This window comes from Streptomyces sp. RKAG290, from assembly GCF_023701695.1.
Classification (GTDB): domain Bacteria; phylum Actinomycetota; class Actinomycetes; order Streptomycetales; family Streptomycetaceae; genus Streptomyces.
In genome coordinates, this window is sequence record NZ_JAJOZC010000001.1 from 6,239,911 (window position 1) to 6,251,693 (window position 11,783).

An 11,783-nucleotide genomic window follows, 5' to 3' on the forward strand; every position below is an offset into this window, starting at 1 on the left:
CTCACCAAGATCGTGGCGAGTGGGGATGTGCGACGATCGGCCCATGTCCAGCCCCCAGGAACCGGCGGCGCGCGACGGGTCGGCCGGCCGCGCGCCACCCAGCGGCCCGATACCGGGCTGTCCGCGCGTGACGAACTGCTGGCAGCGGCGGCCGAGTTGTTCACCACGCGTGGATACGCGGCGACCACCACCCGGGCCGTCGCGGAGCGCGCGGGCATGCGTCAGGCGACGATGTACCACTACGTGGCGGGCAAGGAGGATCTCCTCGCGGCGCTGCTGGAGTCGACCGTCACCCCGTCGCTCGCGCTGGCCGAGGAACTGCTCGCGGACGGCACGCGGTCCGCCGAGGAGCGGCTGCGCGAGCTGTGCCGCGCGGACGTGGCACTGCTGTGCGGCGGACCGTACAACCTGGGTGCGCTGTACGTGCTGCCGGAGGTGCGGGCCGAGCGGTTCGCGGACTTCCACCGGGTGCGGGCGGAACTGCGCGGCGCCTACGGGCGGTTGCTGGTCGCCACCGAGGCGGGCGCGGCGCTCGCGAAGGACGAGGCGGAGCTCCGTACCGACCTGGTCTTCGGGCTCATCGAGGGCGTGATCCTGGTGCACCTCGCGGGCCCCGAGCGCGCGGCGGGCGCCTTCGCCGAGGCCACGGCGGACGCGGCACTGCGGATCGTCGGCGTCCAGGCCTGAGAGCGGGCCGCCCGGCCCCGGCAGGCGCGCCGGGGCCCCTGCCCTCCCGTCGTGCGCGGGAGAGGAGGGGCGTCCTTCCGGTGCCTAACGGCCGCAGAACTCCGCTTCGATCACGGCGTCGCTGTCCCCCGACCAGTCGCCGTTGAAGTTGAAGGAGAGGGCGTGGCGCCCGTCGGCCGTGGTGACCGACTCGGAGCTGGAGCCGTGGATGCCGCCGCTGTGGCCCCAGACGTGCACACCGCAGCTCAGCTTGCGGTCGGCGAGCCCCAACCCGTAGCGGGCGTGGGGGATCCCGACCGCCTTCACGGTTGTCTTCATCTCCTTGAGCTGCTCGGGCGGCAGGAGCTTCCCCTTGAGGAGGGCCCGGTAGAAGCGGTTGAGGTCCGAGGAGTCGGAGATCATCGCGCCGGACCCGCCGGCGAGGGAGGGGTTCAGCTCCGTGACGTCGTAGGTCGGACCGGTCGACGTCGTGGCGAGCTTCCCGTAGGCGCGGCTGCTCGGCTGCGGCACCTCGGGGGACGTGTCCGGCACGAGCGTGGAGCGCAGGTCCAGGCGCTTGACGATGCGGCGGTCGATCTCGGCCGCGTACGAGTGCCCCGTGACCTTCTGGATCACCATGGACGCCAGGACGTAGTTGGTGTTCGAGTAGTGCCAGGAGGCGCCCGGGGTGAAGTCCGGTTCGTGGGCCATGGCGATCGCGACCAGCTGCTCCGGGGCCGCCGTGTCGTAGCGGTGCTCCAGGAAGCCGTCCTTCAGGAAGTAGTCACGCTGGAAGTCCTCGTCCGCCAGGTAGTCGAAGATGCCGCTGGTGTGGTTCAGGAGCCGGCGGAGCGTGATGGCGCTCCCGTCGTTGCCGTGGCCCGCCACCACGCCGGGGAGCCACTTCGACACCTTGTCGTCCAGCGACAGCCGCCCTTCCGCCTCCAGTTGCAGCACCACGGTGGAGACGAACGTCTTGGTGAGGCTGGCGATCCGGTAGTGGTCGTCGGTGCTGCGGGGCCGGTTGGTCCTGAGGTCGCCCACGCCCGACGTCGCCGACCACGTGCCGTGTCCGTCCGTGGCCGTCGCGGTCACGCCGGGTACGCCGTCCTTCACCGCCGCGTCCATGGCCGTGCGGGTCGCGCCGTGGCTCTCCCGGTGGGGGACCGTCGCCGTCGCGGGCCCCGCCAGGGCCGCCACCAGCCCCACCGCGGTCGCCGCCACCAGTGCCTTGCGTACTGACATGTGCTTTCCCCGTTCGTCGATGTGCCCGGTCCCGGGGAGTGACCCGGCGGGCGGACGCGGGGTTGCGCGGACCCTGGCCGGTTGAGCCCGATCCGGCCATTGCCGGGCCCGGCCGGCGGGGGTGCGGCGCGGGCGTCGTCGGGCGCACCGGGCCCGGACACGACGCGGCCGCCCCGCCTGCCCGGTGAATGCCGGGCAGGCGGCGCGGCCGGGTCGGACACGGGTGCGCAGGGTGTCGTCAGGGGGTGGTGGCCCCGACGGCCGCGCCGAAGCGGGCCCTTGCCGCCGGGTGGTCCACGGAATCCGGGGTGAAGAGGAGCGATCCCAGCCCGGTCGGACCGGTGGCCGAACCCGGGATGACGCTCACCCCGCCCGTCTGCAGGTACTTGCCGGGCGCCCCGACCGCCAGGTCCGCACGGCCGTCCGCGTCGAAGTCGCCGGCGGCCACTGCCGTCCCGAACAGGTCGTTGCCCTCCATGACCCCCATCACGCCCGGCGAGTCCAGCGTCAGTTCCCGGGCGCGGGAGGCGTTCAGACCCGTCGGCGAGCCCGGGACGATGTTCAGCTTGCCCGCGTTCTGGATGCCGTCGGAGTCCTGCGCACCGGTGACCGAGGTGACCAGGTCGGCGTGCCCGTCACCGTCGGTGTCGGCGAGCACCCCCGCACTGCCCGGTTCCACCGCACCGCCGTAGGGGACACCCGCGCCCAGCCCGGCGGCGGTGCCCGGGAACATGCGCAGCAGGAACTCGTCGGGACCGTCGGAGGCGTTGGTGTCCACGACCACGTCGTCCCGGCCGTCACCCGTGATGTCACCCGTCACGACGCTGTAGCCGGAGAAGGGCAGCCCCGTCCGGCCGATCGGCTGCGCCCTCAGGCCCTGGGCCGAGCCGGGCAGCACGCCGAGGGTCCCCTCGTCGGCCCCGTCGTCGGAGTAGGCCTCGGTGACCAGGTCCGTGAACCCGTCGCCGTTGATGTCGCCCGAGGCGATCCGTCCCATGCCGGCGCCGCCGCCGGGTGGGGCGAACGAGGTCATGGCCGGTTCGTCGATGTCACGCAGATTGCTCGCACCGCGAACGACGTTCACCTTCGTGCCGGTGGAGACGGCGATGTCGTCCCGTCCGTCATGGTTGAAGTCGCCCACCGTCAGATTGTTGCCGAACCCCTCGCGCGCGGCCGGCTTCGGGTTGTGGAAGGCGATGGCCTCGGACCCGAGGCCGCCCTTGGCCCCGAAGACGATCGTCACCGCGCCCGCGCCCGCCACGGTCCCGATGGCCTCGCCGCCCGAGCCGATCACCAGGTCGGTGTACCCGTCGCCGTCCACGTCGCCCGTCGTCACCGACGACCCGAACCGGTCACCGGCCTCCGCCACGCCCGGTATGCCGGCCGTGTCCTGCGTGATCCCCTTGTGCCGGGTGACCCGCACGCCCTGGGCCGAGCCGTACACGAGCGAGACGTACCCGGCCTTCGCGTAGCCCTGGACGGCGTCCTCGGGTGCTCCCACGGCGAGGTCGCCGAAACCGTCGCCGTCCACGTCACCGGGCGCGGCCGCGGCCTTGCGCACCTGCTGCGCCCCGGGCGTCGTCCCGTGGTCCGATGCGGCGGCAGGTGCCACCAGGACCCCCGCGGTCACCGTTGCCACCAGAGCCGTACACGCCATCAAGTGCCGCGCCATGTGCCCACTCTCCCCGTCTGCGTTGCCTGAGTGCCGCAGCCGGCTGCCCAGGGGCGCCGGCCGCCGCCGTCAACCCACAAGACCCGTGAGCGGGATGAACAGTTGCGGTCGCCGTGCCCACCTCCTGAGGAATCCGCATGCGGACCGGCCGGCTCCGCGGGCACGCGGACGCCCGCACCGCGACCGGGTCACGGCGCGGGCCCTCGCGTTCTAGGACCGGGGCCGAGCGCTTCTCATCGACGCGCCTGCGCAGACCAGTCCCAGCAGGAGGGTCAGTGCGCCGATGATGACGTTGTTGAGCACGACGCCGATGTCCGGGCTGCTGCCCACCACCCAGGGCGAGATGATCATCCAGGCGCCCATGGCGCAGATGGCCCAGCTCAGGCCGTACATCCGTTGCGGCATCATGGTGAACCCGAGACCCAGCACCGCGATGGCGATGCCCATGATCAGGTTGTGGTTCACCAGGGCGGGCTGCCCGGCCGTGAAGTGCAGCACCCACGGCGAGACGGCGCAGTACAGACCGACCAGGAACACCGGTCCGTCCACGAGGGCCACATCGCGGCCACCCATCATCCGGTCGTGACGGTCACGCATTTCGGAGACGTCGGGGTGTCCGGCCATGTCCTGGCCGGCATGCGAGACGTTTGACATGGTTCGTCTCCTTCGTTCCAGCAGGCCTGACCTCTGACGTGCGCGATAAGCGGCCTGTCATGCCATTCTGCTCTTATTTGTCGCTTATGTGTAGGTTCAAGGCGCCTGAAAATCGGCAGGAGTCACATCGGCAGGAGCCGCATCGACCCGGTCCAGCCGCCCGGCCAGGTCGCACAGGTCCGGGGTACGCAGCACCCGCTCCCCGTACCCCGGCAGCGGGACGTGCAGCGGTCCGGTCCACCGCGGCGGGATGGCGCCGAAGCCGTACACCGCGCCGGCCAGCGCCCCGGTCACCGCCGCCACGGTGTCGGTGTCCCCGCCCACGTCGATCGCCGAGGCGAGGGCGTGCGGGTACGAGGACGTCGTGCGCAGCGCCCACAGCGCGGTGCCCAGGCAGGGCCACACCGCACCGTTGAACTCCGTCGCCTCGTCCGGATGCCAGCTAGGGCCTCTCGTTTGGATCATGCCGGGCTCGCGTGCCCTGGTGCCGCACCTCGCGGCGTTGTCGTCAGTCGCCGACGCTCCGCGTGGGCTCCTTCCTCCGCCTTGCGAGGCACAGCACCAGACCCCGCTCCCTTATCCGGCCTGATCCAAACGAAAGACCCTAGGCGCCAGGACAACCGCCCAGCGCGCCCGGTGGTCCGCGTGCACGGCGGCAAGCGCGTCCGGGACGGCGGTGAGCGGATCGGCGCCGTCCAGGGCGACGCGGATCAGCTCGTGCAGCACGGCGGTCCCCTCCCAGGCCGCCCGGTCGCCGTGGGTCAGGGCCGCGATCCGGCGGGCCGCGGCCATCGTGGCCGCCCGCGCCCCGTCCGCCGCCGGGCCGGTCCGGGCGAAGTACACGGCCGAGGTGGCGGCGCGCATGAGCGAACCGTTGCCCGCCGCACGGCCGTTGACCTGGAAGTGCAGCGCCGCCGCGGTGTCCCACGGGTCACCGCTCGTCAGTACGTCCTCCGTCTGCAGGCCGATGTCCTTCGGCCCGCCCGCCGCCCACCGGCGAAACCGGCCGAACAGGTCGGGCAGGTCGAGACCGCCGCGTTCCAGCAGCGACTCCCCGACCAGCACGGCCATCTGTGTGTCGTCCGTGGCCTCGCCCGGATCCCAGCCACCGCCGCCGCACATCGTCCCGGTGCCGTCGGGGAAGCGGGCCGAATACACCCCCGCCGGGCCGAACTCGAAGGGTGCCCCCAGTGCGTCACCCACCGCCGACCCGACCACCGCACCCGCCACCCGGTCCTGCCTGCTCAGGGAGTCCATCCGGTCAGCGTACGAAGGACGACCGGCGCGCGTACACGCGATATGCCGCGCCGAGCAGCACGGTGGCGGCCAGGAAGAGCACCGTGAACCACTGGAAGTACCAGTGCCCGCCCGCCGGGTCGTACACCGCGGCCCGGGGCCAGGCCAGGTTGACGGTCATGGCGGTCCCGTACACGAAGGCGAGCGCATTGACCGGCAGGCCCCAACGGCCCAGCGAGAAGAAGGGCTTGCCCGTCTCGTCGCACTGCGGTCCGGTGGCGGGGGAGAGGGGCAGGCCACGCAGTCTGCGCAGCAGCATCGGACCCGTGACCATGGAGTACGCCAGGTAGAGCATCGCGATGCAGGTGGTCCCGATGGCCAGGAAAGCCTCGGGGGAAGCCAGGTTGAGCAGTCCGAGCGCCGCCGCGGCCGCCCCGACGAACAGGGCGGGCGCTGCGGGCATTCCGGTGCGCGGGGAGACCTTGGCGAGGCGGGACGAGCGGGGCAGCACCCCGTCGCGTGCCATCGAGAACAGCATCCGGGAACCCGCCGTCTGGATGGCCAGCGTGGCCACGGCGACGGCGACCGCCACGTCGGCGAGCAGGACCCGGCCCACACCGTCCCCGAGGCTGCTGGTCAGTACGTACGACAGCCCTTCCGTGGCGAGCCGCCCGTCGGTCAGGCCGGGCGCGGCCAGAACCCCGGCCAGCACCAGCAGCCCGCCGAGCACCCCGGCCGAGGTCAGCGCGAGCAGGATGGTGCGGGGAGCGGTGCGACGCGGCGAGCGGGTCTCCTCGCTCATCTCGCCCGCGCTGTCGAAACCGATCAGGACGTAGGCCGCCGTGAACGAGCCGACCAGCAGCGCTCCGAGTGAGCCGCCCTGCCCTCCGGTGTGCAGGGTGACGCCCGGCCCCCGTTCGGTGTGGGTGAACAGCAGGACGAGGATCAGTACGGCACCGATGATCTCGGCCGTCACGCCGACCCGGTTGACGGCCGACATGATCCGGTTGTCGAGCAGATTCACGGTCGTGGTGAGCGCGAGGAGCACCACGGCGAGCAGTGCGGCGTTCGCCGCGCCGGTAGGAGTGGTGGGCGCGGGGTCGCCGCCCGCCAGCTGGAAGCCGGACCAGACGGCGGGCAGCACCACCTGGAGGGCGAGCGCCGCCGCGGCGACCACGACGACCTGGCCGACCACCATGATCCAGCCGGCGAACCAGCCGAAGGCGGGAGTGCTCAGCCGGGTCGCCCACTGGTAGATCGCCCCGGACAGCGGGTAGCGGGCGGCGAGTTCGGCGAAGCAGGCGGCGACCAGGAGCTGGCCGACGAGCACGGCGGGCCAGGTCCAGACGAAGGCGGCGCCGCCGAAGGAGAACCCGAAGGCGAAGAACTGGAAGACGGTCGTGAGGACCGAGATGAAGGAGAAGCCGGCGGCGAACGAGGCGTACCGCCCCATCGTCCGGTGCAGCTCCTGGCGATAGCCGAAACCGGCCAGGGAGGCGTGGTCGCCCTGGCCGGTTCCGGCGGGATCCTGTCGTACGTCCGCTGGTGCGGTGGCGGTCATGTCAGCCCCTGTCGCCGATTTCCTGTCGGGCGACAGAAATTAGGGACGAGCTGTTTCCGGGGCATGACACGACCGTGTCCGCGCGGGGCCGAAGTCCTCACGTCCTGCGGCGGGTTGCCGAAGGGTGCATATTGCCCCGCAATGACACCTACTTAGGGGGCATCAGGACCGTGTCGACGATGTAGACCGTCGCGTTGGCGGTCGGGACATTGCCGCAGACGACCTTGGAGGAGTCGTTCACGGTGTAGGACATGTCCGAACCGGACGTCGTGAGCTTGCCCTTCTCCAGTGTGGTGAAGGAGCCGTTCTCCAGCTGCTTCGGCGTCGCCTTCTCGCCCACCACGTGGTAGGTCAGCACCTTGGTCAGCGCGGCCTTGTCGGCGAGCAGCTTGTCCAGGTCGGCCTTCGGGATCTTGGCGAAGGCGTCGTTGGTCGGGGCGAACACCGTGATGTTCTGGGCGTTGTTGAGGGTGTCGACCAGACCGGCCTTCTTCACCGCGGTGACGAGGGTGGAGAGCGCCGGGTTGTGCGAGGCGGCCGTCGCGACCGGGTCCTTCGCCATGCCGTCGAAGGAGCCGGCACCGCTCTTCGGCACGGTCGCACAGCCCGGACCGAACGGCTTGTCCATGCTCATCGAGTCGTCCGCGGAGGCCGAGGCCGCCGGGTCGGACGCCTTGGCCGAACTCGCGGTCGGGCCGGACGCGCTGTCCTTGGAGTCGCTCGAGCATGCCGTCAGGGCCAGCGGCAGTACCACTGCCGCGGACAGGGCGAGGGCGGCGCGGCGGACGTGAAGGACCTTCATGTTGTTCTCCTGGTTCGTTTATGTGATGAATCAGTTGCAGTCAGTGACGAATGAGGGGTGGCGGCCGGCCCGGTACCGCGCGCCGTGCGGAACAGGGGGCGAGGAGCGGGCCGGTGTCCGGTCAGGACACGTCGACCACCACCGAGTGCCAGCCGGTCGCGCCATTGGGTACGGTGCCGACCCGCTTGTCGGTCTGAGTGACGCCCGTGCGGTCCGTCGCGCGGACCTCGAGGGTGTGGTTGCCGGAGGTGGCCGGCCACTCCCACACCCACTGGCGCCAGGTGTCCCGGCCGTCCTCGGCAGCCAGCTTCGCGGGATGCCACGGGCCGCCGTCCACCCGGACCTCGACCCGCGAGATGCCGCGGTGCTGGGCCCAGGCCACCCCGGCGACCGGGATCGTGCCGGGTTTCGGGGAGGCGAACGGGCGGGGGGTGTCGATGCGGGACTCGGTCTTGATGGGGGCCTGCTGGGACCAGGACCGCTTGACCCAGTACGCGTCGTAGTCGTCGAACGTGGTCAGTTCGATGTCCTTGATCCACTTACAGGCCGACACGTATCCGTACAGGCCGGGGACGACCATCCGGACCGGGAAGCCGTGCGCGAAGGGCAGCGGCTCACCGTTCATGCCGAGGGCGAGCATGGCGTCCCGTCCGTCCATGACCGCCTCGACCGGGGTACCGATCGTCATGCCGTCCACCGAACGCGCCACGATCTGGTCGGCGGGTCCACCGCGGGACGGCGGCTTCACCCCGGCCTCGCGCAGCAGCTCGGCCAGCCGCACGCCGATCCACCGGGCATTGCCGACATACGGTCCGCCCACCTCGTTGGACACACAGGTCAGAGTGATGTCGCGCTCGATGATCTCGCGGCGCAGCAGGTCCTGGAAGCTGAGGGTCACCGGGCGCCGTACGCCCTTGCCGTGAATCCTCAGCCGCCACTCGTCCGCGTCGATGCGCGGTACGACCAGCGCCGTGTCCACCCGGTAGAAGCTCTTGTTCGGGGTGACGAACGAGCCGAGACCGCGGATCTTCAGGTCGGCCCCCGCCGGTACGGCCGGGGCAGCCGAGTCGGGTACGGGCAGCACCAGGTCCTGCCGTGAGGCGGCGGCCCCGGCCTGCACGGCGGACGTGAGCCGCCGCCCCAGCAGGCCGGCGCCGGCCGAGGCCGCCGCCGCGACGGTTGCCGCGATGACGAAACCCCGCCGGTCGAAGGTGCCGTACGCCGGCTCCCCGCCCCTCTCCCCAGCCGCGGGAGAGGGACCGGAAGCCGGCGCCAGCCGTCCGACCAGGAAATAGAGCACTCCTGCGGCCACCACGGCACCCACCACGGACGGCAGCGCGTCGGAGGGCACGCCCTCCGGCCGGCCCACCGCCGCGACTGCCCCGACCAGACCGAAGACCAGCACGGCAGCCGAGCCGATCAGCCGGTGCCGCAGCGCCAGCACCCCGACCACCATGGCGAAGCCCGCCAGGAGGGCCAGGATGCCCAGCTGCAGGACCAGCTTGTCGTTGGTACCGAAATTCCGGACGGCGAAGTCCTTGAGCGCCGGGGGAGTGCGGTCGATGACCGCACCGCCCACCGCCGCCACCGGACCCGCCTCGGGGCGGACCACCGCCGCCACCAGCTCGGCGACGGCCAGGGCACTGAAACCGGCGATCAGACCGCTGAGCGCGGCCAAAGCGGCACGCGCCCAGCGGGACCGCCGGGACCCGGGGGCCGCGTTCTCCGCATCGTTCTGATCTTCGCTCACAACCGGCATTCGTCGCCGGACGCCCAGCGGATTGGTCTGTCACCCGAACGGATGAGAGCGGCTTGCGGCCAATCCTCGGCGCGACCTGTAACGAATCAACCGCGAGAGGCATCCGCCGCACCTCCGGAAGGAGAAGGAGGGGTGACCGGTGCCGGTGCTCGGAAGGAGCGGTATGACAGGGAAGCGGCGACGGACAGCCGTGGTCGGGAGCGGGGTGGCGGGACTCACCGCCGCCCACATCCTGCGGACGGCCCACGACGTGACGCTGTTCGAGGCGGACGACCGGGTGGGCGGACACGCGCACACCCACGAGCTCCCCGCCTCGGACGGCCGTGTCCACCGCGTGGACTCGGGGTTCATCGTGCACAACAGGCGTACCTACCCGCACCTGCTGCGGCTCTTCGCGGAGCTCGGCGTCCCGACGCAGGAGTCGGAGATGAGCATGTCCGTGCGGTGCGAGGGCTGCGGACTGGAGTACGCGGGCGCCCGCGGCCCGGCGGGCCTCCTCGCCCAGCCCGCGGCGGTCCGCAACCCCGCCTATCTGCGGATGCTGGCCGCGGTGCCCCGCTTCCACCGGGCGGCCAGGCGCCTGCTCGCGGACGGCGGTCCGGACGCGGACACGATGACGCTCGGCGAATTCGCCGCCCGCGGCCGCTTCTCCCCGTACTTCACCGCCCATTTCCTGACCCCGGTGGTCTCCGCGGTCTGGTCCTGCGACCCGGTGACCGCGATGCGCTACCCCGCCCGCTACCTCTTCCGCTTCCTCGACCACCACGGGATGCTCTCGGTCGGCGACTCCCCGGTGTGGCGGACGGTCACCGGCGGATCGGGCGCCTACGTCGAACGGGTCACCAAGCAGCTCGGCGCCGTCCGCACCGCGACCCCGGTCCGTGCCGTGCGCCGCCACCCGGACGGCGTGGAGATCGTGACCGCCGACGACACCACCGAGCAGTTCGACTCCGTCGTCATCGCCACCCACCCCGACCAGGCGCTGCGCCTTCTCACCGACCCCACGGGCGAGGAACGCCGCACCCTCGGCGCGTTCCGCTACTCCCGCAACCCCACACTGCTGCACACCGACACCCGGCTGCTGCCGCTGGCCCGCGGCGCCCGCGCGTCCTGGAACTACCTGATGCCGTCCTGCGCCGCGACCGCCGACCACGTCACCGTCAGCTACGACATGAGCCGGCTCCAGCGGCTGGACGCTCCCGAGACGTTCGTCGTCACGCTGAACGGCGCCGACCGCGTCGCCCCCGGTCTGGTCCGCGCCCGCATGGTGTACGAACACCCCGTCTACACCCCCGAGTCGGTCGCCGCGCAGGCCCGGCTGCCCGCCCTGTCCGGCCCGCTCACCGCATACGCCGGGGCGTACCACGGCTGGGGATTCCACGAGGACGGCTGCCGTTCGGGGGCGGACGCGGCCAGGGCCCTGGGGGTGGACTGGTGAACGCCCTCTACCCCTGCACGATCGCCCACGTACGGACCGCGCCCAGCAAGTACGCCTTCCGGCACCGCACCTACCTGTGGCTGATCGACCCGGACGGGCCGCCGCCGCTGCCCGCCGCCCTGCGCTTCCTCGCCGGCTTCGACCCGCGCGACCACTTCGGCGGCACGGCCCCCACCATCCGGGCCGGACTGAGCCGGTTCCTGTCCGCCAACGGCATCGACCTCGCCGACGGAACCGTACAGATGCTGACCCAGGCACGGGTGCTCGGGCACGTCTTCAACCCGCTCACCGTCTACTGGTGCCGCCGCGCCGACGGCACCCCGCTCTGCACGGTCGCCGAGGTGCACAACACCTACGGCGAACGCCACTGCTACCTGCTGCACCCGGACGCCTCGGGCCGGGCGTCCACCGGCAAGGAGTTCTACGTGTCGCCGTTCTTCGGCGTCGACGGCGACTACCGGATGCGGCTGCCCGAGCCAGGCCCCCGGCTCGACCTGGCGGTACATCTGGAACGGTCCGGCCTGCGCCCCTTCACCGCAACCGTCCGCGGCGTGCGACGCCCGGTGACCCCCGCGTGCTGCTCCGGCTGGCCCTGCTCCACCCCTGGTCCACCGCTGTCGTCTCGGCCGCCATCCGGCTGCACGGGGTCCGCCTGCTGCTGCGCGGACTGCCCGTACAGCCCCGTCCCCGCCACACCACTCAGGAAGGAATGCAGTGAGCGTGTCCACGTCCCACTCCCCGTCCCCCGCC

The 11,783-nt window shown here is 71.9% G+C and carries 8 protein-coding genes and 3 pseudogenes; 3 read left to right on the top strand and 8 right to left on the bottom strand.

Going from position 1 to position 11,783, the window contains the following annotated elements; all coding sequences use genetic code 11:
• The first annotated feature begins 27 nt into the window (after window positions 1-27).
• Complete coding sequence (locus LNW71_RS27570; protein WP_250970679.1) at window positions 28-687, top strand: TetR/AcrR family transcriptional regulator; 660 nt, start codon at window positions 28-30, stop codon at window positions 685-687.
• 84 nt (window positions 688-771) lie between these two features.
• On the opposite strand, the gene LNW71_RS27575 is transcribed toward LNW71_RS27570, so the two are convergent.
• The 8 genes and pseudogenes from LNW71_RS27575 to LNW71_RS27610 form a co-directional block, all read right to left on the bottom strand.
• Entirely contained in the window at window positions 772-1,911 is a 1,140-nt protein-coding gene (locus LNW71_RS27575; RefSeq protein WP_250970680.1) for a serine hydrolase domain-containing protein, read from the bottom strand.
• A 238-nt stretch (window positions 1,912-2,149) separates the two neighbouring features.
• Window positions 2,150-3,583, bottom strand: coding sequence for an FG-GAP-like repeat-containing protein (locus tag LNW71_RS27580; RefSeq protein ID WP_250970681.1), 1,434 nt, complete (start codon window positions 3,581-3,583; stop codon window positions 2,150-2,152).
• A gap of 210 nt (window positions 3,584-3,793) precedes the next feature.
• Entirely contained in the window at window positions 3,794-4,237 is a 444-nt protein-coding gene (locus LNW71_RS27585) for an SPW repeat protein (RefSeq protein WP_250970682.1), read from the bottom strand.
• A gap of 96 nt (window positions 4,238-4,333) precedes the next feature.
• Window positions 4,334-4,684: pseudogene (locus LNW71_RS27590) on the bottom strand (ADP-ribosylglycohydrolase family protein); the annotation flags it as partial.
• Between the two features lie 162 nt (window positions 4,685-4,846).
• Window positions 4,847-5,494 (bottom strand): annotated as a pseudogene (locus LNW71_RS27595) (ADP-ribosylglycohydrolase family protein); the annotation flags it as partial.
• A 4-nt stretch (window positions 5,495-5,498) separates the two neighbouring features.
• Entirely contained in the window at window positions 5,499-7,034 is a 1,536-nt protein-coding gene (locus LNW71_RS27600) for an amino acid permease (protein ID WP_250970683.1), read from the bottom strand.
• Between the two features lie 148 nt (window positions 7,035-7,182).
• Window positions 7,183-7,836, bottom strand: coding sequence for a fasciclin domain-containing protein (locus LNW71_RS27605; RefSeq protein WP_250970684.1), 654 nt, complete (start codon window positions 7,834-7,836; stop codon window positions 7,183-7,185).
• Between the two features lie 121 nt (window positions 7,837-7,957).
• Complete coding sequence (locus LNW71_RS27610; RefSeq protein WP_250970685.1) at window positions 7,958-9,595, bottom strand: sulfite oxidase; 1,638 nt, start codon at window positions 9,593-9,595, stop codon at window positions 7,958-7,960.
• Between the two features lie 163 nt (window positions 9,596-9,758).
• On the opposite strand from LNW71_RS27610, the gene LNW71_RS27615 reads away from it, so the two are divergent.
• Window positions 9,759-11,033, top strand: a complete 1,275-nt coding sequence (locus LNW71_RS27615) for an FAD-dependent oxidoreductase (RefSeq protein ID WP_250970686.1) — start codon at window positions 9,759-9,761, stop codon at window positions 11,031-11,033.
• Window positions 11,027-11,751, top strand: a pseudogene (locus LNW71_RS27620) (DUF1365 domain-containing protein). The gene LNW71_RS27615 and the pseudogene LNW71_RS27620 overlap by 7 nt, the downstream one beginning before the upstream one ends.
• The last annotated feature ends 32 nt before the right edge of the window (window positions 11,752-11,783 follow it).

What these genes read in the sequence shown, in the direction of transcription:
- LNW71_RS27575 (WP_250970680.1), bottom strand. Translation starts at nt 1,911, where the DNA reads ATGTCAGTACGCAAGGCACTGGTGGCGGCGACCGCGGTGGGGCTGGTG.
- LNW71_RS27610 (WP_250970685.1), bottom strand. Translation starts at nt 9,595, where the DNA reads ATGCCGGTTGTGAGCGAAGATCAGAACGATGCGGAGAACGCGGCCCCC.
- LNW71_RS27585 (WP_250970682.1), bottom strand. Translation starts at nt 4,237, where the DNA reads ATGTCAAACGTCTCGCATGCCGGCCAGGACATGGCCGGACACCCCGAC.
- LNW71_RS27580 (WP_250970681.1), bottom strand. Translation starts at nt 3,583, where the DNA reads ATGGCGCGGCACTTGATGGCGTGTACGGCTCTGGTGGCAACGGTGACC.
- LNW71_RS27605 (WP_250970684.1), bottom strand. Translation starts at nt 7,836, where the DNA reads ATGAAGGTCCTTCACGTCCGCCGCGCCGCCCTCGCCCTGTCCGCGGCA.
- LNW71_RS27600 (WP_250970683.1), bottom strand. Translation starts at nt 7,034, where the DNA reads ATGACCGCCACCGCACCAGCGGACGTACGACAGGATCCCGCCGGAACC.
- LNW71_RS27615 (WP_250970686.1), top strand. Translation starts at nt 9,759, where the DNA reads ATGACAGGGAAGCGGCGACGGACAGCCGTGGTCGGGAGCGGGGTGGCG.